The following is a 22,913-nucleotide window of genomic DNA, read 5'->3' on the forward strand; positions in this document are numbered from 1 at the left end:
CTCTAGTGCTTACTCCCAGCCTTGCCAATCGGCCAAAGCCCTTGTTTTTTTAACTAATCATCTCCGCCGGCGAACAGGTCGGCGACCGGTGCGTCAACCATGCGCTTCGGCACGTTCAGGCCGAAATGCAGGTAGGCATGCCGTGTCACCACCCGCCCCCGCGGCGTGCGCATGATGTAGCCCTGCTGGATCAGGTACGGCTCCAGCACATCCTCGATGGTATGCCGCTCTTCGCTGATGGCCGCGGCCAGGCTGTCGATGCCCACGGGACCACCATCGAACTTGTCGATCAGGGTCAGGAGCAGACGCCGGTCCTGGTGATCCAGGCCACGTTCGTCGACATCCAGCAGGTTGAGCGCCAGGTCGGCGGCCGAACGACTGATCTCGCCATTGCCGCGCACTTCGGCGAAGTCACGTACGCGCCGCAGCAGACGGTTGGCGATCCGCGGCGTGCCACGCGCCCGGCGGGCGATCTCATAGGCGCCTTCGGCTTCGATGGTCAGCCCGAGAATGCCGGCCGAGCGCGACACGATGGTTGCGAGGTCGGCAGTGTTGTAGAACTCCAGACGCTGGACGATACCGAAGCGGTCGCGCAGCGGATTGGTCAGCATGCCCGCGCGCGTGGTCGCGCCCACCAGGGTGAACGGTGGCAGGTCGAGCTTGATCGAGCGCGCGGCAGGGCCCTCGCCAATCATGATGTCGAGCTGGAAGTCTTCCATCGCCGGGTACAGCACTTCCTCGACGATGGGTGAAAGGCGGTGAATCTCGTCGACGAACAGCACATCACCCGGCTCGAGGTTGGTCAGCAGCGCGGCGAGATCGCCAGGGCGCTCCAGTACCGGGCCCGAGGTGCTCTTGATGGCCACGCCCATTTCCTGGGCGATGATGTTGGCCAGGGTGGTCTTGCCCAGACCGGGCGGGCCGAAGATCAGCGTGTGGTCGAGCGCTTCCTGGCGCCCGCGAGCGGCCTGGATGAACAGCTCCATCTGCTCGCGAACGCTGGGCTGGCCAATGTACTCGGCCAGTTTCAACGGGCGAATGGCGCGGTCCTGCTGCTCGTCGCGGTCGCGCGTGCTGGCAGTTATCAGACGGTCAGCTTCGATCACCTAGACCATTCCCTTCAGCGCACGGCGGATCAACTCTTCACTGCTCAAGCCTTCCTCCTGGACTGCGGCCACGGCCTTGCTGGCCTCCTGCGGCTTGAAGCCGAGGGAAATCAATGCGCTTACCGCGTCATTCTCCGCGCTTGAGACTGCCAGGCCGGCACGGGGTTCAACCACAAGCGTGGCGATGGACGGCATGCTCTCCCAAGCCTTGAAGCGATCCTTGAGTTCGACCAGCAGGCGCTCGGCGGTTTTCTTGCCGACGCCGGGAACCTTGACCAGGGTCGAGGTATCGCCGGCCTGCACGCAGCGCACCAGCTCGTCGACCTCCAGCCCGGACATCAGCGCCAGGGCCAGCTTGGGACCGACGCCGTTGAGGCGAATCAGCTCGCGAAACAGCTCGCGCTCGCGCTTCTCGGCAAAGCCGTACAGAAGATGAGCGTCTTCACGAACCACCAGATGAGTGTGCAAGGTCACCGGCTCACCCAGCGGCGGCAGGCGATAGAGGGTGGTCATCGGCACTTCCAGCTCGTAGCCAATACCGCCGACGTCGACGATCAAATGCGGCGGCTGCTTTTCCGCCAGGGTGCCTTTCAGGCGTCCGATCACGATTGGGCTTCCTTAATCTTCACAGGCGCAGCCGGCCGCCGCGGCGTTTGGCGGCGACCAGGCCATGGGGAATCAGGCTCTGTCGATGATGGGCATGGCACAGGGCGATGGCCAGGGCGTCGGAGGCGTCGATCTGCGGTTTTTGCACCAGCTTGAGCAAGTGCATCACCATCATCATCACCTGCTGCTTGTCCGCACCACCGGTGCCGGCAATGGCCTGCTTGACCTGGCTGGCGGTGTATTCGGAGACATCCAGCCCCTCCTCCACCCCGGCGACGATCGCCGCACCACGGGCCTGGCCGAGCTTGAGCGCCGAGTCGGCGTTTTTCGCCATGAACACCTGTTCGATGCCCATGGTCACCGGCCCGTGACTGCGGATCACCTCGCGCACGCCGCGGTAGACCGCCTGCAGGCGCTCCGGCAAAGAGCCACTGCCCGTGCGGATGCAGCCCGAGGCGACATACTCGCAACCACGGCCGACATCACGCACCACGCCGTAACCGGTGATCCGCGAGCCGGGGTCGATGCCCAAAATCAGCGTCATGCCTGCCTTCCGTTCGAAGCGGCGCCCGCGAGGGCGACATACTGTCTATTTATCCAGGCGCGAGTATAGAGCGGGCAGACCCACGGCGTCACCCGCCGCTCACCAACAAAAAAGCCGGAAGCCTGCGGGCGCTGCAGACCCGACGACTTCCGGCCCATTCGCCCGGATGCGATCAGTCGAGCTGCTCCATGATCTCATCGGGAATTTCGGCGTTGTGGTAGACGTTCTGCACGTCGTCCAGGTCTTCGAGCATGTCGATCAGCTTGAGGACCTTCTTCGCGGTCTCCAGGTCGCTGACCGGTGCGCTGATCGAAGGGATCATGGCGATTTCCGCCTCCTCGCCCTTGAAGCCGGCAGTCGTCAGGGCCTCATTGACCGCCAGGAAATCGGCAAAGCTGGTGGAGACCAGGGCAGAGCCGTCCTCGCCCATTTCCACGTCATCGGCACCGGCCTCCAGCGCCGCTTCCATCAGCGCATCCTCGCTCACACCCGGAGCGAAGCTGATCTGCCCCTTGCGGTCGAACATGTACGCCACCGAACCATCGGTGCCAAGGTTGCCACCGCACTTGGTGAAGGCATGGCGCACTTCCGCCGCGGTGCGGTTGCGGTTGTCGGTCATGGCTTCGACGATGATGGCCACGCCACTCGGCGCGTAGCCTTCATAGCTCAGCTCGATGACGTTGTCGGCGGCATCGTTGCCGGCGCCGCGGGCGATGGCACGGTCGATCACGTCACGCGACATGTTGGCGGTCAGCGCCTTGTCCACGGCCAGGCGCAAGCGCGGGTTGTCCGCCGGAACGCCACCACCGTGCTTGGCAGCCACGGTCAGCTCGCGGATCAGCTTGGTGAAGATCTTGCCGCGCTTGGCGTCCTGACGCCCTTTGCGGTGCTTGATGTTGGCCCACTTGGAATGACCGGCCATAACTCACTCCGTGTTTTTCTACTGAAGGTTGCGGCGGTGCGGGAGTTCGAGCCTCTCCGTCCACGCCACAATGAAAGAAGCCTGGAAATCCAGGCTTCTTGTGTCGGCTTATTCGGCCTTGGGCTGCTCGCGCAGGCGAATGTGCAATTCGCGCAGCGCCTTGGCATCCACCTCGCCCGGTGCCTGGGTCATCACGTCCGCAGCGCTCTGGGTTTTCGGGAAGGCAATCACCTCACGAATCGAGCTGGCGCCAGTCATCAGCATGACCAGGCGATCCAGGCCGAAGGCCAGGCCACCATGGGGCGGCGCACCGAACTTCAGCGCGTCGAGGAGGAAGCCGAACTTCTCCTGCTGTTCGTCTTCGCTGATACCCAGCACGCGGAACACGGTCTGCTGCATCGACTTGTCGTGAATACGGATCGAGCCGCCGCCCAGCTCGGTACCGTTGAGCACCATGTCGTAGGCTCGCGACAACGCGGCCGCCGGATTGGCCTCCAGCTCGGCCGGGGTGCATTTCGGCGCGGTGAACGGGTGGTGCATGGCGGTCAGGCTGCCGTCGTCGTTCTCTTCGAACATCGGGAAGTCGACGACCCACAGCGGCGCCCACTGGCTGGTGAGCAGCTCCAGGTCATGGCCGATCTTGATGCGCAGCGCGCCCAGGGCATCGCAGACGATCTTGGTCTTGTCGGCGCCGAAGAACACGATGTCGCCGTCTACCGCACCCACGCGGTCGAGGATGACATTGAGATTGGCTTCCGGGATGTTCTTGACGATCGGCGACTGCAGGCCTTCGACACCCTTGGCGCGCTCGTTGACCTTGATGTAGGCCAGGCCCTTGGCACCGTAGTTGCCGACGAACTTGGTGTAGTCGTCGATCTTGCTGCGCGGCATGCTGCCGGCGCCCGGTACGCGCAGGGCGGCGATGCGGCACTTGGGATCGTTGGCCGGGCCGCTGAATACCTTGAAGTCGACGTCTTTCAGCTGATCGGCCACATCGACCAGTTCCAGCGGAATGCGCAGGTCCGGCTTGTCCGAACCGAAGCGACGCATGGCTTCGGCCAGGGTCATGTGCGGGAATTCACCGAACTCCAGGTCCAGCACTTCCTTGAACAGCTGGCGCACCATCTTCTCGGTGATGCCAATGATGTCGGCCTCGTCGAGGAAGCTGGTCTCGATGTCGATCTGGGTGAATTCCGGCTGACGGTCGGCCCGCAGATCTTCGTCGCGGAAGCACTTGGCGATCTGGTAGTAGCGATCGAAGCCAGCCACCATCAGCAGCTGCTTGAACAGCTGCGGCGACTGCGGCAGGGCGAAGAAGCTGCCGGGGTGGGTGCGGCTCGGCACCAGGTAGTCGCGGGCGCCTTCCGGGGTCGCACGGGTGAGGATCGGCGTCTCTACGTCGAGGAAGCCATTCTCGTCCAGATAGCGCCGGATGCTCGAGGTAATGCGCGAGCGCAGCTTGAGCTTCTCGGCCATCTCCGGGCGACGCAGGTCGATGAAGCGATAGCGCAGGCGGGTTTCTTCACCTACGTCGCTGTATTCGTTGAGCGGGAACGGCGGGGTTTCCGCTTCGTTGAGCACTTCCAGCTCGTAACCGAGCACTTCGATGGCACCGGAGGCCATGTTGGCGTTGCGCGCGCCTTCCGGGCGTACACGCACCTTGCCGACGATCTTGACCACGTACTCGCTGCGCACACGGTCAGCCTTGGCGAAGGTTTCGGCGCGATCCGGATCGAACACCACCTGGGCCAGACCTTCACGGTCACGGATGTCGAGGAAGATCACACCGCCATGGTCGCGACGGCGATGGACCCAACCGCAAAGGGTGACTTCCTGGCCGTCCAGGCTCTCGTTCAACTGGCCGCAATAGTGGCTGCGCATCATGATCGTGGTTCGCTTCTCTAATCAGTCTTGAATTCGTCGGGCCTGCCAGGCGGCAGGGCCGGGGCGGTCATCACAACACCCTGAAGTCGCTTTCACCGCCGAAAACCGAACGCTACAGCGGGCAGGACAAGCATTTTCTTCAATCGGATGCGCGGCAGGTCGCTCAATCGACCAGCGGTGCAGCAGGCAGGCGCACAGGCGCATCCGGGGCAAGGGGCGGGATTATATAGGGTTATTCGGCACGACGCAGCCGGTCGCCGTGCCGCATTCGCCGCGCCTTCTATACTGGTCAGTCCAGCCCACGCGGAGACCCGCCATGGCCATGCCCCGCCCCGCCGACCTTGCCAGCGACCTGCTGGATGACTTCCGCTTGGACATGGCGGAACAGCTACCACGCTGCGAGCAGCTGCTGATCGAACTGGAACACCAGCCCGAGGACACTACCCGCCTGCGCGCCCTGTTCCGCCAGGTGCATACACTCAAGGGCAACCTCGGCATCGTCGGCTTCCAGCGTCTGATGCCACTACCACAGGCGCTGGAGGATATTCTCAGCGCCCTGCGCGAAGGGCGGATGCGCTTCGACAGCGTGCTGGGCGACATCCTTCTGCTCTCGCTCGATCACTTTCGCGAACAGCTCGCCGAAGCCCTGGACAGCGCGCCAGCACGGCTCGACAACAACGCCCGTAACGCCCTCAGCCAGGCACTGCGCGCCCTGGCCGCCGCTCCCGGCGCGCGGCAAGCGGAGATCCGCCAGACACTGCTGCACCATCTGGATCCGGCAACACGCCTGGAGCCCGCCGCAATTGCTGCGCCCAACGACATCCAGCAACTGCTCGGCAGACACGGCATTCCTGTAGATGCCGACCTGCTGCTGTTCACCGAGCTGATGCAGGCCAGCGAACAACGCTCGCACTACTGGCAAGGCCGCGGACTGCGCTTGCTCAGCCTGGCGCTGGGCATGAATGCGATGGCAGGTAGTCCGATCAACCCGGCGCAGCTGGCCACCGCCGTTTGCCTGCATGATTTCGGCATGGCCTTTCTGCCACTGGACATCCTGCACAAGGATCAACACCTGACCCGCGAGGAGCGCAAACAGATGCAGGCCCACCCGCGCCTCGCCTTCGACCTGCTCAAGCGCATGCCGGCTTGGGATGAGGCCGGCGAGATCATCCTGCAACACCAGGAACATGCCGATGGCAGCGGCTACCCCAAAGGGCTCAGCGAGCGTGAAATCCATCCAGGCGCACTCATTCTCAACATCGTCGACACCTTCGATGCCCGCACCCACGAACGCGCTCATCAGACCCTGAGCAAGCGGCCACGCCTACGTGCCATTCTGGAAATCAACAACTTGGCAGGCACCCAGTTCAGTACGCACTGGGTCGAGCAGTTCAACCACCTGCTGCAGCAACGGCCGCAATTGGCGCACCTGTGAATGAGGCCGACAGCGCAGTGCGCAAGACCATTCCATAGAGAGTGGCCATCGGCTTCATTGACATAAAGCAAAACCACCCGCTCAAAACCCTGTGATAGGATTTTCCCATCACGGGGAGCGTCTACCCCGGCCACCGGAGAGGAGTAACAAGGTATGGAAATCAACATCGGCATCGCCGAGCAGGATCGTGCCGCCATCGCCGAAGGTCTTTCCCGTCTTCTGGCCGACACTTACACCCTTTACCTGAAAACCCACAATTTCCACTGGAACGTCACTGGCCCGATGTTCAACACCCTGCACCTTATGTTCGAAGCGCAGTACACCGAGTTGGCCCTGGCCGTCGACTCGATAGCCGAACGTATCCGCGCCCTGGGCTTCCCGGCTCCCGGCACCTACGCGGCCTACGCTCGACTTTCCTCGATCAAGGAAGAAGAAGGCGTACCTGCCGCTCAGGACATGATCAAGCTGCTGGTGCAGGGCCAAGAGGCCGTGGTGCGCACTGCTCGCGGCATATTCCCGCTGCTGGACAAGGTCAGTGACGAGCCGACTGCCGACCTGCTCACACAGCGCATGCAAGTGCACGAAAAAACTGCGTGGATGCTGCGCAGCCTGCTCGACGCCTGATACTCTTGGCGCACCCGAAAAGACCCGGCTAGACCGGGTCTTTTGCCAGGCGCGAGGCGCCTGACTACGCTACTACCTGCCTCCTCTTCCTTGTCACAGTGACGTGCATGAGCCATCCGCCGAAAGCCCCCTCCATCCTCGAGCTTTACCCGGAAGAGACCCGTGAGGCTGCGGCGCTGCTCAAACAAGCCGTTCCGCAGATGATGCGCCATGATATTCCGCCCAATCCCATCCACTACGCGCTGTGGTACACATACAGCAAGGGGACGGAGCCGGAGCTGAACCGTCGCCTGGAAAAGACCGTCGCCGACTTCGACTGTTTTCCCTCGGAAACCGCCTCCAAGCTGTTTCGCGACTACATCATCCGAGGCGAACTGGAAGAGGCCCGCCAGGGGCAGAAACAGGTCATCGAGCTGGTTGACGACATCGAAGGCGACATCTCGCGCAGCGTCGTGGGTGGGCAGAACTACCAGCTGAGCCTGAGCCAGGGCCTCGCCGCCCTGCAGGAACCGATCACCGAAGACCTGCCCAGCGTGCTCAACGATCTGCAACAGAGCACTCTGGAGATGCAGGAGCAGCAGGAGAAATTCCTCTACCGCATTCGCGCGGCGCAGAGCGAAATCCAGCACCTGCGCAGCCAGTTGGAGCGCGCGCACATCGCCGCTACCTTGGACAGCCTGACCAACGTCTTCAACCGCAACGCCTTTACCCGCTTACTGGAACAGGCATTGAGCACCGACACCAAAGGCGTTGCCCTGGTGATGCTCGACATCGACCACTTCAAGCAATTCAACGACCAGTACGGCCATCCACTGGGTGATCGGGTACTGCAACACGTCGGCCAGTTGCTGCGCGACCTGCTGCCACCGCGCGCCATGGCGGCACGCTACGGCGGTGAAGAGTTCTGCGTGATTCTGCGCGAATGCTTCGACCTGCACAGCGCCCATGCCTTCGCCGAGCAACTGCGCATCAAGATCCAGGCGCTACGGGTCAAGGTCCGCAGTACCGACAAGGTGCTGGACAGCATCACTGCCTCCTTCGGACTGGCCTTGGCACAGGCTGGTGATGACTTCGAAAGCCTGCTGACTCGCGCCGACGACGCCCTCTATCAAGCCAAGCGCAATGGCCGCAACCAGATCCACCCCGCCAGCCCGGAAGAAGCGCTAAGCGCTTGATTTGAGTAGCCATCCGCTTTGGGGTTAAATACGCCCCGTGTCCACGACGGCCTCACGCTTTCGTGGCATAGGCGGAGCTATGCATCTACTAGCCAGTCCGTATACCAGGACGCTGCCTAGCCCGCTCTTCCGTCATTGCCAGCTTTAATAGTGAGTTCATTGAACATGTTGAAAATCGTCCATCTGTTCGCGGGCGCTGCTGCCCTGCTGCTGTCCGTTACTCCGAGCCTGCGCAGCGAAGCGCTGCCTTACCTGCAAAACCCTGATGCGATGTACCTGGCCATTTTCGGCCTGTGCAACCTGTTGCTCGCACCGCTTCTGCCCATTCACCATCACGGTGCGCGCAGCCAGTTGCAAAGCCTGGCCTGCGCCCTGCTGGTTTTGGTCGTGGTTCTGCAATCCCTGATTCTGCTCGCGCCATTGCCTCTGATCGGTGGCCAGCCGGCCATCCTGCTGAGCATCGCCATTCTCGCGCTGGCCGTGGTGCTGCATCTGGCCGCCAACCTCGGCCAGGCGAACACCTCGACTTCCAGCGCCTCCAGCCAGGACCTGGGTGATCGTGAAACCGGCACCGTGAAGTGGTTCAACACCTCCAAAGGCTTCGGCTTCATCTCCCGCGACTCCGGCGATGACATCTTCGTGCACTTTCGGGCGATTCGCGGTGAAGGCCACCGCGTCCTGGTCGAAGGTCAGCGCGTCGAGTTCTCGGTAATGAACCGTGACAAGGGCCTGCAGGCTGAAGACGTGATCGCAGCACTGCCCAGCCGTCGCTAAATAGCACACATAAAAAAGCCCGCGATCAGCGGGCTTTTTTATGGCTGTCAGTAATGTGGAGGCGGCGCCTCATCTTCCGAGATACCGAACTGTCCCTGCAGATCCTCCTGGCGACGAGCCAGCACTGCAAGTTGCTGCTGCAAGCGATCGATAGCCCGCTGCTGCTCGACCACCACATCGTTGAGCGCGGCAATGGTGTCATCCTGGAAAGCCTGGCGGCTCTCAAGCTCGATGATGCGCTGCTCCAGACTCATGCTCCAACCTCGGCAAAGCTGAAGTCGCCGCCCAACACCCCGCGCAATCGCGTGCGCAACTCCGCCACCTGGGTATCACTGTAGGGAACAGCCGGATGCTTACCCCATACCGGCGCCGGCCACGACGCATCACTGCGCCGCCGCACAACCACATGCATGTGCAGCTGGCTGACCACATTGCCCAGCGTGGCAACATTCATCTTGTCGGCGATGAATGCATCCTTAAGCACCTCGGCCAGATGCGTTGTCTCCCGCCAGAGCGCCCGCTGATCATCAAGGTCGAGTTGAAACAGCTCACTCACCGCCTCCCGGCGCGGCACCAGAATGAACCAGGGATAACTCGCATCATTCATCAACAACAACTGACAGAGTGGATAGTTACCGATTAGCAGCGTGTCACCCTGCAAACGAGAATCAAGAACAAACATATCCACTCCTAATAACTGACATCACGTGAGCGCACAGAATAGCGGCCTAGGATACCGGAAGAGTCACCTGGGGCTGCCACCAGTAATGACACCAGCAAACCTATGAGCCGCACCACAAAAAACCATGACCACAAAGCAGGCACCAAAGCAGACCATGCCCCGCGCCGCGCCATATCACGGAGCCCCGGGATACCGAATCCCGAGGCAAGCTCAAGCCAATGGTCGGTAACTTGAACCCCTTCACACCTCCACCGCACCAGAATCGAGCACAACCAATACTTTGGGCTACATTGCAAAGCGTACCGGCGATACCTTTTCTCCCCATCGGCACAATTCAACCTGCAAATCGGTAACACCAGCAAAGCCGGCACACACCGCTGCACGTGGCCAAGGCCCTGATTTCGCGGGGGTTTGAACGTAGGAGACAGAGGCTCCAACGAAACGACAACCAGCCCACGACACTATTTTTCAGCGGAAATTCATCACATTTGAAATCAGACAGGCATTTTGTGCACGGTTGTTGCTAAGAAACCAATACCGCGACGGGTGACATGCACATGCGACTCATCAGCCGCTAAACCGCTTCGACAAGCGACTTGGTTGCACTACGGTGAACCCGCATGGGGCGTGCAATAGATGCCTCAGATGTCATGGAAAACCTGTCGAAGCGACTGAAAAAGCTATGAAATTGCGACATGGGAATTGCTGATTTGCGACGTCGAGATAAATAAATCGTAGCGATTCCGAGGCAAGTGTCGCCAACTAAGTCGGCGTGATATAAGTTACCGCCGACACAAAAAGAAAGAGCCGCCCATACAACTAAAGAGTGGGCAGCACAACTCTTCCAAACCAAGGAGCATTCCAAATGCAAGTAATGAAGTGGAGCGCACTGGCTCTGGCCGTGACCGCAGTTACTACCCAACTGGCTTTCGCCAGCGCGCAATCCGACTCTAAAGGCTTCGTCGAAGACAGCAGCCTGAATGTGCTGCTGCGCAATACTTACTGGAACCGCGACTACAACAATGGGCGCGACGACGTTAAAACCTGGGGCCAAGCTTTCATCGGCACCTACGAGTCCGGCTTCACCCAAGGCACCGTCGGCGTCGGCGTTGACGCTTTCGGCCTGCTGGGTCTGAAACTCGACGGCGGCCAGGGCGACATGTTCCCTGGCGAAGCAAAAGACTGGGACGACTCCGTTGGCCAAGCTGGCGCAGCGGTCAAAGTTCGCCTCTCCAACACCGTCATCAAGTTTGGCGATCAAATGCCGAGCCTGCCGGTTCTGGCCTATGACGACTCCCGCCTGCTGCCACAAAGCTTCACCGGCACCCTGATCACCAGCAGCGAGATCGAAGGCCTGGAGCTGAACGCCGGTCGCTTTACCGCTGCCAGCCCGATGGCCAGCGCCGCCCGCGATGACGGCCGCCTGAAGAGCATTGATGTAGCTGGTGGCAGCTACCAGTTCAACGAAGACCTGAGCGCCTCCCTGTACTACTCCGATATCGAAGATGTCGCCAAGAAGTACTACGCCAACGTGAACTACACCATTGCGCTGGCCGAAGAGCAGGCTCTGAACTTCGACTTCAACATCTACAAAACCAAGTATGAGGACGACACCACTGCGTCGGATCTCTTCTTTGGTAACGGCGTTGAAGGCGACGACAACACCGTCTTCAGCCTGGCCGGTAAGTACAGCGTTGGCGCTCACGCCTTCATCCTGGCCTACCAGCAGAACAGCGGCGACGTCGGCTATGCCTACGACATCGGCGACGGCGGCAGCGCCATCTGGCTGTCCAACTCCTACTACTCCGACTTCAACAACGCCGACGAAAAATCCTGGCAGGCCAGCTATGAGCTGGACTTCGCTGGCTACGGCGTACCGGGTCTGAGCTGGAAAACCGCCTACGTCTACGGCTACGACATTGATTTCGGTGGTGCTGACGACGCCAAAGAGCGCGAGTTCTTCAACCAGGTCAAGTACACCATCCAAAGCGGCGCCGCGAAGGACCTGTCCTTCAAGTTCCGTAACTCGATCTACCGCTCCGACACAGACTTCACACAAGACCTGAACGAGTGGCGCTTGTTCGCAGAGTACCCGCTGGAAATCCTGTAAGGATTTCTTCGAGTACACTCGAAAGTAAAAGGAAACCCGGCCTAGGCCGGGTTTCTTGTTTTCGTTCGCAGGGATTTATTTACAGGCATCTGCACCTACACAATCTAAAGAGGCAGAGCATAGGTACCAGTTACATGCGCCACCAGATCATCCTCTCGCCCCAATGAATACAGCTGCACCTCACAAACCGCCTGGCGCCGCGAAAGCCGCAAAATTCTAGCCTCGGCGAGCAGATCCACTGCCATCGGCCTGGCCAGGAAGTTGATATTCAGATTGGCCGTCACTGCCATCTCGACACGCCCCAGCCGCCCCAGCACCACGGCATACATCGCCGCATCCGCCAGCGCCATGATCGTCGGTCCGGACACCGTGCCGCCCGGCCGAACCAGGCGCCCGTGAAACGGCACCCGTGCCACAGCCACATCACCATCCAGGCGATCAATACACAGATCGATATCCTCGGCCATCGGTACACCCGCGCGAATCAGCGCCTGTACCTGCCCAGCGGTCAATTCAGCCACCTTCAACTCCCGGTCTGATCCTGTACGCCACAGGACTGGCACCGTACAATGCCGAGTCATTATTTGCCCTCGCAACCGACATAACGGCCAAACATGCGTACCAGTCAGTACCTGCTCTCCACCCTCAAAGAAACCCCTTCCGATGCCGTGGTGATCAGCCATCAGCTTATGCTGCGCGCCGGGATGATCCGCAAACTCGCTTCGGGCCTGTACACCTGGCTGCCCATGGGCCTGCGCGTGCTGCGCAAGGCTGAAGCCATCGTGCGCGAAGAAATGAACGCAGCGGGTGCGCTCGAGGTACTGATGCCGGCCATCCAGCCGGCGGAGCTGTGGCAGGAGTCCGGCCGCTGGGAACAATACGGCCCGGAGCTGCTGCGCATCCGCGATCGCCATGATCGTGAGTTCTGCGTCGGCCCGACCCACGAAGAAGTCATCACCGATCTGGCGCGCAACGAGCTGAACAGCTACAAGCAGCTGCCGATCAACCTGTACCAGATCCAGACCAAGTTCCGTGACGAGATCCGTCCGCGCTTCGGTCTGATGCGCGGTCGCGAGTTCCTGATGAAGGATGCCTACTCCTTCCACATGAGCCAGGAATCGCTGCAGGAAACCTACGACCGCATGCACCAGGCGTACTGCAACGTGTTCACCCGCCTGGGCCTGAACTTCCGCCCCGTGCAGGCCGATACCGGTTCCATTGGTGGCACCGGCTCCCACGAGTTCCACGTGCTGGCCGAGTCCGGTGAAGACGATATCGCCTTCAGCGACACCTCCGACTACGCCGCCAACATCGAGAAGGCCGAAGCGCTGCCGCGCGAAACCGCTCGCGCTGACGCCAGCGAAGCACTGCGCCTGATCGATACTCCAGACGCCAAGACCATCGACGAGCTGGTCAACCAGTTCAACCTGGCGATCACCAGGACCATCAAGACCCTGGTCGTGCATGGCGCCGAAGAAGGCACGCTGGTCGCGCTGATCGTGCGTGGCGACCACGAGCTGAACGAGATCAAGGCTGCCAACCTGGAGCAGGTCGCCAGCCCGCTGGTGTTCGCGTCCGAAGGCGAGATCCGTGCGGCCATCGGCGCTGGCCCCGGATCCCTCGGCCCGCTGAATCTGTCGATCCCCTGCGTGATCGACCGCTCCGTCGCCCTGCTCGCCGACTTCTCTGCCGGCGCCAACGTCGACGGCAAGCACTACTTCGGCCTCAACTGGGACCGCGACCTGCCGCTGCCGGCCGTCGCCGACCTGCGCAACGTGGTCGCCGGTGACCCGAGCCCCGATGGCCAGGGCAGCCTGGTGATCAAGCGCGGCATCGAAGTCGGTCACATCTTCCAGCTCGGCATCAAGTACAGCGAAGCGCTGGGCTGCAAGGTGCTGGGTGAAAGCGGCAAGCCGACCACCCTGATCATGGGCTGCTACGGCATCGGCGTATCGCGCGTGGTCGCTGCTGCCATCGAGCAGAATTGGGACGAACGCGGCATTCTCTGGAGCGACGCCCTGGCGCCCTTCCAGATCGCTCTGGTGCCGATGAAGTATGAAAACGAAGCGGTTCGCGAAGCCACCGACAAGCTGTATGCCGACCTCACGGCCGCTGGCTACGAGGTACTGCTGGATGATCGCGACAAGAAGACCAGCCCCGGCGTGAAGTTCGCCGACATGGAGCTGATCGGCATTCCGCACCGCATCGTGGTCAGCGAGCGCAGCTTGGCCGAGGGCAACCTCGAGTACAAGAATCGTCGCGACGCCGATGCCCAGGCCGTGCCGGCCAGCGATATCCTGCCTTTCATCAACACCCGTACCGGCCGCTGATAGCGACTGCACCAAGAGCGATCATGTTCAAGCGAACCACCCTCCGCACTGGCGCCGGCCTGCTCGGCACCCTTTTCCTCAGCGGCTGCGCCAACCATCTTCCGCAACGCAGCGAGCACGAGGAGCGTATCGAACGCAAACTGCTCGCCCACAGCCTGCAGATCGATGTCGGTGAGCCGCCCGTGCTGGAGTTGCCGCAGCGCCGTGTGCGCATCCACGAGCAGAAGACCTTCGAGGTGACAGAGTTCGAGGTCACCCGCCGCTATGATCGCTACACCCCCTACCAGCCCTGGCGCGAACTCTATGAAGTGCCGCTCGGCGTGGTCGCGGTGGTCGCCGGCGTCGGTGCCAACGTGCTCAACGTGATCATGCTCGGCCGCCTCCCGGACACCGTGACCAAGGACTGGATCAGCTACGGTTTCGCCGGCCTCAACCCGGCGATGAACGTCGAGTCCAACGGGCGCTCCGAGCAGAATCTCGCCGACCTCGCCGAAAACCAGCTGGACAAGCGCATGGAGTATTCCAGCCTGCCCTGGGCCGAACGCCCGGTGCTGGTCAAGGCTGGTGACACCACCCACGAGCTGATCACCGACCGCAACGGCGTCCTGCGCCTCAACCTGCTCGACGAACCCTTCGCAGAACAGGACTTGAGCCCCGTCGCCACCCTCGTGCTCAGCGTGGCCGATGCCCAGGACGAAGCCCGTACCGACGCCACCCTGACGGTCAGCCGCACACTGCGTGGCAAACTGCAGGAAGCGCACACGCTGATTTATGACGATCTGGAAGACGACGAAGTCGAGCACTGGGTACACCGGGTCAAGCGCCTGTCTGACCTGGGCCTGGAAGAAGAAGCCAGTGAACTGGAACAGAGCCTGATCGAACTGACCCGCAACGACCCGGAGCTGCAGCAGGAATTTCTCAGCCGCCTGATGAAGGACGCCGGCCGCCTGGCTGCCGACCCGGGCAGCGACTGATCAGAGACTGAAGGGCGACCCGGCATCCGCGGTCGCCCTCGCGCTCAACGGCGCACGATGAAACCTGCGATCCCCTGCAGCGCCTGCTCCTCCAGCTGCACATCGGTTACCCGCGCTGCTGCCGGCCCGCGCTCGAGCCACTTGGCGAGGCGGCGCACCGCTTCTTCATCCCCCTCGGCCAGCACCTCGACCCGCCCATCGACGAGGTTGCGCACCCAGCCATCCAGCGCCAGGCGCTGCGCTTCGGCACAAGTACTCTGACGAAAGCTCACGCCCTGCACCGTGCCGCTGATGTAGCCATGCAGACAGATACGCGCCATCACTCACTCCTCGCCCTGCAGCGCCTTGAGCCGTGCCAGCAGGCCGGCGGCGGTCTGTTCGCCGACCAGGCGCTCGCGCAGTCGGCCGTCGCCATCGACCAGGTAGGTCACCGGCAGCACGTCGTTGCGCGGCAATTTGAAATGCGCCGCCGGGTCACTGGCGAGCACGGTAAACTGGATATCGAAACCATCGGCAGCCTTGCTCAGCGCCTCGCCCTGCAGCGCATCGAAGTTCACTCCGAGCACCCGCGCCGACTGCCCCTGCAGCTGTTTTTCCAGACGATTGAGCTCAGGAATTTCCGTGCGACATGGCCGGCACCATTCTGCCCAGTAATTAATCACTAACCACTGGTCTTCCAGCTGCCCAGCCGTTACCTTTCGTCCATGCTGATCGACACCCATGTCCTCGGCACAACCGGCCAGCAGAAGCCCGGCAAGCATTCCCACCACTATCTGGAGACGCACTCCCATGCATTCGATCCTCGTGCTCGCAGGGTTGACATGACGCTGGATGCCTTGCGCCTCGAAGTCCCGGATATCCTCGAGGAGGATACCGCCTCGCTCGCCGACCTCGGCGTGCAACTGGCAGCGGCTCGAACACAGACGACGGAGAATGCTCTGCAACAGGCGCTGAGCCTGCTGTTCCGCCTCAATCGCAGCGCCATGACCTTACTTGAAAGGCAACGCGCGCTGCAAAGTTTCAGCGAAGAGTACCGCCATTACGCTAGCGCCTACCGCGAGCGCATCGCCCCGCCGCCGTTGTTCGTGCGCCTGTGCGCCGAGCTGGCAGTCGGTTTCAAGCGCTTGCTGCTGCAGATACTCCAGGGCCGTCAGCCCTCGCGCCCGCACCTGGCCTGGTGCCTGTACATGGCCGAGCACTTCACCGCGCAGACCCTGATGCGCCACTACCAGCTCTATCAGGAACCGCCAGCCGGATTGTGGCGCGACAGCCACCTGCTCTACTGGATCGGCGAACACCAGGAATGCCTCGACGAACACGTCGCCGCGGCCTTCCAGCCGACACCGGCCAGCACCCTGCGTGGCCTCTACCAGCAGACCCTGTTGCTGGCGATGAGCAACCCGTTCCACCTCGCCGAAGGCGAATGCCCGTTGCTGTTCGGCGCCCTGACACCACTGGCCGGCCTGGCGCGCCTGCTGCCCTGGGATGAAGAGGAAGAAGCCAGCGAAGGCGCCGTCATCGACCTTACTCAGCCGCATCCCTGCCTGCCTTTCGAGCACCCCATCGAGAGTGACCCGGCATGCCTGCGTCGCCTGGAACTGGGCGCGTTGCTGGTTGCCCTGAACGACCCCGCACCGCTGCAGACACCAGCCGAGCATGCCCTGCTCGAACGCGTCCAGCAGCACTGGCTGGGCCGCCAGCAGCGTCGCCATCCGCGTGCCGATTTCAACGCCGACTGCAGCATGGTGATCGGCCTGCCGACCATCCACGCACAGTTGCTGGAAAAGCGTCCGCAGACCTGCTCGGCGCAGATGCTCGATGCCAGCCCCGGCGGTGCGCGCCTGCTCTGCCATGCCGACCAGGGCGCGCAGCTGCCGGTCGGCCAACTGCTGCTGGTGCTGACCAGCAAGGGCACGCCAAGCCTGGCACTGGTGCGCTGGCGCCACCTCAACCCCGAGGGCCTGCACCTGGGCCTGCGCTACCTCAAGGGTCTGCCGCGACCGGTGTGGCTGCGTCGTGCGCCCAGTGCGCACACTCATCCGGCGGTGCTGCAGAGCACTCCCGAGCCTGGCAACGGCTGGCACCACGGCCTGTGGCTGCCCTGCGGACAGTTCGTCGAGGGCGAAAACCTCTGGCTGCAGCTGGCCAACGTCAACAACCAGGCCGTACTGCCCCTGCCTGCCGCGAACCTGACCACCTCGTCCGTGGTGCGCCACCCGCTGCGCCTGGCCTGAACTGCGACGAAAGTCACGGCTATCGGCGCCCAGGTGCACAGTTTCTGCAGCAATCCGCTGCCTATAATCGCCCCCACTCCAACACCTAGAACATCAACCGGAGTCGTCCATGTCTCAAACACCCGACAAACTGGTTGGCCCCGTCCCGTCCAGCATCGTCAACAGCGCCCGCTCCAGCGTCACCCCGTACGAAGGCCGCGTGGCCGAGTTCAACGTGGCGGCCTGGCTGCACCTGCCAGGCCTGGCCAACCTGCCGGTATCGCTGCTGGTCAGCTACCGCGATGGTGGCCAGCAACGTGAAGTCGCCGTGGACCACGGCAAGGTCAATGCGCACAACAAGGTGATGCTGTCCGGCATCGCTCGCTTGCCGCTCAAGCAGAAGATCGAGGACATGCAGGTACGCCTGCGCTCGGCCGTACCGGCCAGCACCCTGATAGTCGAGGAGTTGTTCGTTCAGGCCGTGGAACTGGCCAGCAGCGACGCCCGTACCGCTACCGCCTGAGTCCCTTCGCGTGTAACCCGAAACCCCGTCGCCCAGCGCGCGGGGTTTTCTTTTGCGTGGATTTCAGCCGGTTTCCGCATTGCGCGAAGCCGGCGCATCACCTTTATCGTCCACCGCCACGGGCTCCTGTTGAACCGGCGCGGGCACCAGCGACTGCGGCCAGCGCGCGAAGCTCAAGCCGGTGATGCGATTGAGGCGTTCCAGCGCCCCCTCGGCATCGCGCTCGTGCAGATGGATCACCCTGTTGTCGGCACTGCTCATGACGTTCCGTTACCTGACCAGCCAGAAGGTTGCTGGCAGTCTGCCAGCAGATAACCTCTAGATAGCCAGAAGCGTGCCAGCCGTCCTGCCACGCGAAACACGGCCCGCGCCGCAGGACCAGTGCAGCCCGGTCACTGCAGTCCGCCGCAAACTGACTTTTTTTGTCACCTGAAACGCCCTACTCGCTGCGCCCCAGCCAAGCGGCCAGACTGCCATCGAACAGCTGCGCCTGCTCTTCATCCAGCGCCTGCAGGGCAGCACGCAGCTCCGGGTACCAGGGCTCGTCGAGCTGCGCCGGCAGCTGCGCGGCACGCGGCAACGGCCAGGGGCTGTGCGTCAGCAGGCGATGCAGACTGAAGTGCTCCAGATCACGGCACAGCACCCAACCCGCCCCACCACTGACACGGCAGATCAGGTGCTCGCGCTCGAGGAACTCGACGATCTCCTCCCACTCATGCTCGGGCAGTGGCCACCCTTCGCTCTGCACGTGCCCGTGGCGAACCGGCAGGCCGCGTTGCTGACGAGCGTGGAACACACGCAGGATGCCCAGGGCGACCAGCAGCTTGGGCAGGGCCTGACGCCGCCAGTGCCGCGACGACGACAGGCTGTACACCAGCTCGGCGCCGAACAGCACGATCAACCAGGACACGTAGATCCACAGCAGGAACAACGGCACCGTGGCGAACGCCCCATAGATCAGCTGGTAACCGGGAAACAGGCTGACGAACAGGCCGAACAGCGACTTGGCGATCTCCACCAGCACCGCGGCGAACAGGCCGCCGATCAGCGCATGGCGCAGCGGCACCCGTGCATTGGGCACCGTGGCATAGATCAGGGTGAACGCGGCCACACTGGTCAACAACGGCGCGAAGCTCAACAGAGTCTTCGCACCGATCAGCGCGTGCGGCCCGGAGATGATCGACAGCGAGGTGATGTAGGTGCTGACGGCAAACCCCACCCCCAGCAGCAACGGCCCGAGGCTGAGAATCGCCCAGTACAGCAGGAAGCTGGAGACCCCACGCCGCGGCTCGCGCACACGCCAAACGGTGTTGAAGGCCTTCTCGATGGTCAGCAGCATCATGAACGCGGTCAGCGCCAGCACCACCACGCCGACCCAGGTCAGCTTGCGGGCCTGGATGATGAAGTCGCGCAGGTACTCCTGCACCGTCGCCCCGGACGACGGCACGAAGTTGCGGAAGATGAAACTCTGGATGTCCTCGCCCATGCCCTGGAACGCGGGGATCGCCGAGAGCATGACGAAGGTCACGGTCATCATCGGCACCACCGCGAACAACGTGGTGTAGGTCAGCGCCGCGGCGCTCTGCAGGGCGCGATCGGCGAAGAAACGCTGCAACAGGTAACGCCAGAACTCCACAACGTCGCCAAGCCGCTGCTGCATGCCCTCTCCTTAGAACCTGTTTAGCTGCTGCGCCCAAGGGCGCCGGGGCGGTTAGAATAGCGCCCACCCTAGGCAAGATGCGACCCATCCATGACCGACCTGACCCTTTACCACAACCCGCGCTGCTCGAAATCCCGCGGCGCGCTGGAACTGCTCGAAGCGCGTGGCCTGCAACCGCAGGTGGTGCGCTACCTGGAAACCCCGCCCACTGCCGCCGAACTGCGCAGCCTGCTCGGCAAACTGGGGATCAGCGCGCGCGACCTGCTGCGCACTGGTGAAGACGACTACAAGGCGCTCAACCTGGGCGACAGCAGCCTCGACGAGGCTCAGCTGATCGACGCCATGGTTGCCCACCCCAAGCTGATCGAGCGCCCGATCCTCATCGCCGGCGACAAGGCGGTAATTGGTCGGCCGCCGGAAAAGGTGCTGGAGTTGCTCGCATGAGTGCGCCCTACATCCTTGTGCTCTATTACAGCCGCCACGGCGCCACCGCCGAGATGGCCCGGCAGATTGCCCGCGGCGTCGAGATGGCCGGCCTGGAAGCGCGCCTGCGCACCGTGCCGCCGGTTTCCAGCGACTGCGAAGCCACCGCCCCGGCCATTCCGGCCGAAGGCGCGCTGTACGCCAGCCTGGACGACCTCAAGCACTGCGCCGGCATGGCCCTGGGCAGCCCGACCCGCTTCGGCAACATGGCCGCCCCGCTGAAGTACTTCATCGACGGCACCAGCAACCTGTGGCTGACCGGTGAACTGGTCGGCAAGCCCGCTGGCGTGTTCACCACCACCTCCAGCCTGCATGGCGGTCAGGAAAGCACCCTGCTGTCGATGATGCTGCCATTGCTGCACCACGGCATGCTGGTTTGCGGTCTGCCCTACAGCGAAGGCGCGCTGTTGGAAACCCGCGGTGGCGGCACCCCGTACGGCCCGAGCCACCACGCCGGTGCCGATGGCAAGCGCGCCCTCGACGAACATGAAATCACGCTGTGCCGCGCCCTCGGGCAGCGCCTGGCGAAAACCGCCCTGCAGCTGGAGACACCCCGTGGCTAAGCAAGCAAAACCCCTTCCGCAACTCGACTGGCTGGCCCCGCGCCTAAAGCTGACTCGCGCCCTGAGCCTGTTCAGCTTCCTCGCCCTGAGCGCCCTGCTGCTGGTCTGGAACCTGGTGTTCGCCGACCTGCACGGCGCGCGCACCTGGGTGGTCCTGAGCATCCAACTGGTGCCGCTGCTGCTGCTCGCCCCCGGCCTGTTCCTCGGCAGCGCCCGCGCCCATGCCTGGACCTGCTTCGTGGTGAACATCTACTTCATCCAGGGCGTGCTCGCCGCCATCGACCCGGCCCGCGCACTGTTCGGCCTGCTCGAAGCGGTCATCAGTTTCGGCCTGTTCTGCTGCGCCCTGCTCTACACCCGCTGGCGCTTCCAGTACGACCGCAAGCTGGCAGGCGAGGTCTGACTCACTCGCTCATGCGCGCACCTGCCGACTCGGCCCGAGCCGGCGGGTATGCCCATCGAAGGTAGGTAGCGGAGAACCCCCGGGCTTACCAGCCGAGGGTTTCCTTGAGAAACGGGATGGTCAGCTTGCGCTGGGCCTGCAGGGACGCCTGATCGAGGCGTTCGAGAAGGTCGAACAAGGCGCTCATGCTGCGCTCGCCGCGGGTCAGGATGAAGCGGCCGACGTCGTCGGTGAGGTGCAGGCCGCGACGCGAAGCACGCAGCTGCAAAGCACGCAGCTTGTCCTCGTCGGACAGCGAATGCATCTGGAACACCAGCGCCAGGGTCAACCGCGACTGCAGGTCGGCCAGGCCGATCGCCAGCTCGCGCGGTGGGCAGGCGGCCGACAGCAGCAAGCGACGCCCTGAATCCCGCAGGCGGTTGAACAGGTGGAACAGCGCCTCTTCCCAGTCGGCGCGACCGGCGACAGCCTCCAGGTCATCCAGGCACACCAGTTCGCACTGCTCGAGGTTGTCCAACAACTCCGGGCCATGCTCGGCAACATCCGCCAGCGGCAGGTAGACCGCCGCCTCGCCACGCTGTTCGAAGCGCAAGCAGGCAGCCTGCAACAGATGGCTGCGGCCGACACCTTCGCCACCCCAGAGGTAGATCAGGCTCTCCGTCCAGCCGGCATCGGCTTCGCACAGGCGCTCGACGTAGCCGAGCGCCGCCGCATTGGCGCCCGGGTAGTAGTTGGCGAAGGTGGCGTCGTCGCGCAAGCGCACGCCAAGGGGAAGCTGGATCGGGATCATGCTGGACTGGGCGGTTCGTCAGAACCGACTCCGGGCTCACCGTAAAGATCAGAAAGTTTATAGAAATCATGAGCATGGCGCAGCAAAACCATGATGATCGCGGCCACCGGCAGCGCCAGCAGAACACCGGTGAAGCCGAACAGCTGGCCGCCGGCGAGGATGGCGAAGATCACCGCCACCGGGTGCAGGCCGATGCGGTCGCCGACCAGCAGCGGGGTCAGCAGCATGCCTTCGAGCAGTTGGCCGATACCGAAGACCACACCGATGCCGATCAACGGATAGGGATCGAAGCCGCCGTACTGGAACAGCGCGGCGATCACTGCCGCACCGAAGCCGACGACGAAGCCCATGTACGGCACGATGCTGGCGAGGCCGGCGAGCACGCCGATCAGCAGACCCAGCTCCAGGCCCACCAGCATCAGGCCACTGGCGTAGATGGCAGCCAGGGCGAGCATCACCAGCAGCTGACCGCGGACGAAGGCGCCAAGCACCTCGTGGCATTCGCCGACCAGTTGCACGATGAAACCTTCGCGCGAGCGCGGTAGCAGGCCGCGCAGCTTGGCCATCATCACATCCCAGTCACGCAGCAGGTAGAACGCCACCACCGGGATCAGCAACAGGTTGCCGAGCCAGGCCAGCAGCGCCAGGCTGGAAGCGGTGGCCTGAGCGAGGACGATGCCGACGATATCGGTGGTCTTGCCCAGGTGCTCGCCGAGCGCGGCCTTGACCTGCTCGAAGCGCCAGAAGCCATCCGGCAGCCCGAACTGCGCCTGAGCCCAGGGCAAGGCCTCGTGCTGCAGGCGGTCGAGCATCTGCGGCGCCAGTTCATAGAGGCGTACCAGCTGACGACCGAGCATCGGCACCAGAACCAGCAACAGGATCAGCAACACCAGGCTGAACAGGGTGAATACCACCACCACGCCCCAGGTGCGCGACAGCTTCCAGCGCTCCAGCCGATCCACCAGCGGATCGCCGAGGTAGGCGAGCAGCATGGCGACCAGAAACGGCGAAAGAATCGGCGTCAGCAGGTACAGCAGCCAACCACACAGCACCAGGCCCGCGAGCCACATCCAGCGGCGTGAATCAGTCATTTGTCAGGCTCTCCGCCTTGG

26 protein-coding genes and 1 pseudogene are annotated in these 22,913 nt (G+C 63.0%); 13 read left to right on the top strand and 14 right to left on the bottom strand.

Annotated features, from left to right (window positions below; genetic code table 11):
* Window positions 1-53: 53 nt before the first annotated feature.
* From ruvB to aspS, 5 genes are all read right to left on the bottom strand, one after another.
* Window positions 54-1,106 carry a Holliday junction branch migration DNA helicase RuvB gene (gene ruvB, locus IB229_RS03815; RefSeq protein WP_192325114.1) on the bottom strand — a complete coding sequence of 351 codons (1,053 nt, stop codon included), beginning with the start codon at window positions 1,104-1,106 and terminating at the stop codon, window positions 54-56.
* A complete protein-coding gene (ruvA, locus tag IB229_RS03820) occupies window positions 1,107-1,712 on the bottom strand; it encodes a Holliday junction branch migration protein RuvA (RefSeq protein ID WP_192325116.1) in 606 nt (201 codons plus the stop codon).
* Window positions 1,713-1,731: 19 nt separating this feature from the next.
* Window positions 1,732-2,256, bottom strand: a complete 525-nt coding sequence (ruvC, locus tag IB229_RS03825; protein ID WP_192325118.1) for a crossover junction endodeoxyribonuclease RuvC — start codon at window positions 2,254-2,256, stop codon at window positions 1,732-1,734.
* Window positions 2,257-2,428: 172 nt separating this feature from the next.
* Entirely contained in the window at window positions 2,429-3,178 is a 750-nt protein-coding gene (locus IB229_RS03830; protein WP_192325120.1) for a YebC/PmpR family DNA-binding transcriptional regulator, read from the bottom strand.
* Between the two features lie 108 nt (window positions 3,179-3,286).
* Window positions 3,287-5,062: an aspartate--tRNA ligase gene (gene aspS, locus IB229_RS03835; RefSeq protein WP_192325122.1), complete on the bottom strand. Its 1,776-nt coding sequence runs from the start codon at window positions 5,060-5,062 to the stop codon at window positions 3,287-3,289.
* 316 nt (window positions 5,063-5,378) lie between these two features.
* On the opposite strand from aspS, the gene IB229_RS03840 reads away from it, so the two are divergent.
* The 5 genes and pseudogenes from IB229_RS03840 (at window position 5,379) to IB229_RS03855 (ending at window position 9,070) form a co-directional block, all read left to right on the top strand.
* A complete protein-coding gene (locus IB229_RS03840) occupies window positions 5,379-6,497 on the top strand; it encodes an HD domain-containing phosphohydrolase (protein WP_192325124.1) in 1,119 nt (372 codons plus the stop codon).
* Window positions 6,498-6,650: 153 nt separating this feature from the next.
* Window positions 6,651-7,121, top strand: coding sequence for a Dps family protein (locus tag IB229_RS03845; protein WP_192325126.1), 471 nt, complete (start codon window positions 6,651-6,653; stop codon window positions 7,119-7,121).
* 107 nt (window positions 7,122-7,228) lie between these two features.
* On the top strand, window positions 7,229-8,296 hold the full coding sequence (locus IB229_RS03850; RefSeq protein WP_192325128.1) for a GGDEF domain-containing protein: 1,068 nt from the start codon (window positions 7,229-7,231) through the stop codon (window positions 8,294-8,296).
* A 165-nt stretch (window positions 8,297-8,461) separates the two neighbouring features.
* A pseudogene (locus tag IB229_RS22085) lies at window positions 8,462-8,782 on the top strand (cold shock domain-containing protein membrane protein); the annotation flags it as partial.
* A 63-nt stretch (window positions 8,783-8,845) separates the two neighbouring features.
* Window positions 8,846-9,070, top strand: a complete 225-nt coding sequence (locus IB229_RS03855; RefSeq protein WP_192329227.1) for a cold shock domain-containing protein — start codon at window positions 8,846-8,848, stop codon at window positions 9,068-9,070.
* Between the two features lie 47 nt (window positions 9,071-9,117).
* Here IB229_RS03855 and IB229_RS03860 read toward each other — a convergent pair whose 3' ends face one another.
* Both IB229_RS03860 and IB229_RS03865 read right to left on the bottom strand, forming a co-directional pair.
* Complete coding sequence (locus IB229_RS03860; RefSeq protein WP_192325130.1) at window positions 9,118-9,324, bottom strand: SlyX family protein; 207 nt, start codon at window positions 9,322-9,324, stop codon at window positions 9,118-9,120.
* Window positions 9,321-9,752, bottom strand: coding sequence for an HIT domain-containing protein (locus IB229_RS03865; RefSeq protein ID WP_192325132.1), 432 nt, complete (start codon window positions 9,750-9,752; stop codon window positions 9,321-9,323). The genes IB229_RS03860 and IB229_RS03865 overlap by 4 nt, the downstream gene beginning before the upstream one ends.
* Before the next feature lie 865 nt (window positions 9,753-10,617).
* Here IB229_RS03865 and IB229_RS03870 point away from each other — a divergent pair.
* Window positions 10,618-11,862, top strand: a complete 1,245-nt coding sequence (locus tag IB229_RS03870; RefSeq protein ID WP_192325134.1) for an OprD family outer membrane porin — start codon at window positions 10,618-10,620, stop codon at window positions 11,860-11,862.
* 104 nt (window positions 11,863-11,966) lie between these two features.
* On the opposite strand, the gene IB229_RS03875 is transcribed toward IB229_RS03870, so the two are convergent.
* The gene (locus tag IB229_RS03875; RefSeq protein ID WP_225579016.1) at window positions 11,967-12,374 is read right to left on the bottom strand and encodes a PaaI family thioesterase; all 408 of its coding nucleotides are present in this window, start codon (window positions 12,372-12,374) and stop codon (window positions 11,967-11,969) included.
* A 102-nt stretch (window positions 12,375-12,476) separates the two neighbouring features.
* Here IB229_RS03875 and IB229_RS03880 point away from each other — a divergent pair, with 102 nt between their 5' ends.
* Entirely contained in the window at window positions 12,477-14,192 is a 1,716-nt protein-coding gene (locus IB229_RS03880) for a proline--tRNA ligase (RefSeq protein WP_192325138.1), read from the top strand.
* A 23-nt stretch (window positions 14,193-14,215) separates the two neighbouring features.
* Complete coding sequence (locus IB229_RS03885) at window positions 14,216-15,166, top strand: hypothetical protein (RefSeq protein ID WP_192325140.1); 951 nt, start codon at window positions 14,216-14,218, stop codon at window positions 15,164-15,166.
* A gap of 44 nt (window positions 15,167-15,210) precedes the next feature.
* On the opposite strand, the gene IB229_RS03890 is transcribed toward IB229_RS03885, so the two are convergent.
* The gene (locus IB229_RS03890; RefSeq protein ID WP_192325142.1) at window positions 15,211-15,486 is read right to left on the bottom strand and encodes an acylphosphatase; all 276 of its coding nucleotides are present in this window, start codon (window positions 15,484-15,486) and stop codon (window positions 15,211-15,213) included.
* A 3-nt stretch (window positions 15,487-15,489) separates the two neighbouring features.
* Window positions 15,490-15,957, bottom strand: a complete 468-nt coding sequence (locus IB229_RS03895) for a TlpA disulfide reductase family protein (RefSeq protein ID WP_192325144.1) — start codon at window positions 15,955-15,957, stop codon at window positions 15,490-15,492.
* 30 nt (window positions 15,958-15,987) lie between these two features.
* On the opposite strand from IB229_RS03895, the gene IB229_RS03900 reads away from it, so the two are divergent.
* Both IB229_RS03900 and IB229_RS03905 read left to right on the top strand, forming a co-directional pair.
* On the top strand, window positions 15,988-17,400 hold the full coding sequence (locus tag IB229_RS03900) for a PilZ domain-containing protein (RefSeq protein WP_192325146.1): 1,413 nt from the start codon (window positions 15,988-15,990) through the stop codon (window positions 17,398-17,400).
* Window positions 17,401-17,509: 109 nt separating this feature from the next.
* A complete protein-coding gene (locus tag IB229_RS03905; RefSeq protein ID WP_192325148.1) occupies window positions 17,510-17,902 on the top strand; it encodes a hypothetical protein in 393 nt (130 codons plus the stop codon).
* Window positions 17,903-17,965: 63 nt separating this feature from the next.
* Here the strand turns inward: IB229_RS03905 and IB229_RS03910 are convergent, their stop codons facing one another.
* Together IB229_RS03910 and IB229_RS03915 are read right to left on the bottom strand one after the other, a co-directional pair.
* Window positions 17,966-18,163, bottom strand: coding sequence for a hypothetical protein (locus IB229_RS03910; protein WP_192325150.1), 198 nt, complete (start codon window positions 18,161-18,163; stop codon window positions 17,966-17,968).
* Between the two features lie 178 nt (window positions 18,164-18,341).
* Complete coding sequence (locus tag IB229_RS03915; protein ID WP_192325152.1) at window positions 18,342-19,562, bottom strand: YihY family inner membrane protein; 1,221 nt, start codon at window positions 19,560-19,562, stop codon at window positions 18,342-18,344.
* Between the two features lie 90 nt (window positions 19,563-19,652).
* Here IB229_RS03915 and arsC point away from each other — a divergent pair, with 90 nt between their 5' ends.
* From arsC to IB229_RS03930, 3 genes are read left to right on the top strand one after another with little or no spacing between them, the layout of a single operon-like run.
* Window positions 19,653-20,006 carry an arsenate reductase (glutaredoxin) gene (gene arsC, locus IB229_RS03920; protein ID WP_192325154.1) on the top strand — a complete coding sequence of 118 codons (354 nt, stop codon included), beginning with the start codon at window positions 19,653-19,655 and terminating at the stop codon, window positions 20,004-20,006.
* Window positions 20,003-20,608 carry an NAD(P)H:quinone oxidoreductase gene (gene wrbA, locus IB229_RS03925; RefSeq protein WP_192325156.1) on the top strand — a complete coding sequence of 202 codons (606 nt, stop codon included), beginning with the start codon at window positions 20,003-20,005 and terminating at the stop codon, window positions 20,606-20,608. Before arsC ends, wrbA begins: the two co-directional genes overlap by 4 nt.
* Window positions 20,601-21,011 carry a DUF2069 domain-containing protein gene (locus tag IB229_RS03930; protein ID WP_192325158.1) on the top strand — a complete coding sequence of 137 codons (411 nt, stop codon included), beginning with the start codon at window positions 20,601-20,603 and terminating at the stop codon, window positions 21,009-21,011. Before wrbA ends, IB229_RS03930 begins: the two co-directional genes overlap by 8 nt.
* A gap of 85 nt (window positions 21,012-21,096) precedes the next feature.
* On the opposite strand, the gene hda is transcribed toward IB229_RS03930, so the two are convergent.
* Together hda and IB229_RS03940 are read right to left on the bottom strand one after the other, a co-directional pair.
* On the bottom strand, window positions 21,097-21,801 hold the full coding sequence (gene hda / locus IB229_RS03935; RefSeq protein WP_192325160.1) for a DnaA regulatory inactivator Hda: 705 nt from the start codon (window positions 21,799-21,801) through the stop codon (window positions 21,097-21,099).
* Complete coding sequence (locus tag IB229_RS03940) at window positions 21,798-22,892, bottom strand: AI-2E family transporter (protein ID WP_192325162.1); 1,095 nt, start codon at window positions 22,890-22,892, stop codon at window positions 21,798-21,800. Before IB229_RS03940 ends, hda begins: the two co-directional genes overlap by 4 nt.
* Window positions 22,893-22,913: the final 21 nt, after the last annotated feature.

Source organism: Pseudomonas sp. PDM14, assembly GCF_014851905.1.
Classification (GTDB): Bacteria; Pseudomonadota; Gammaproteobacteria; order Pseudomonadales; family Pseudomonadaceae; genus Aquipseudomonas.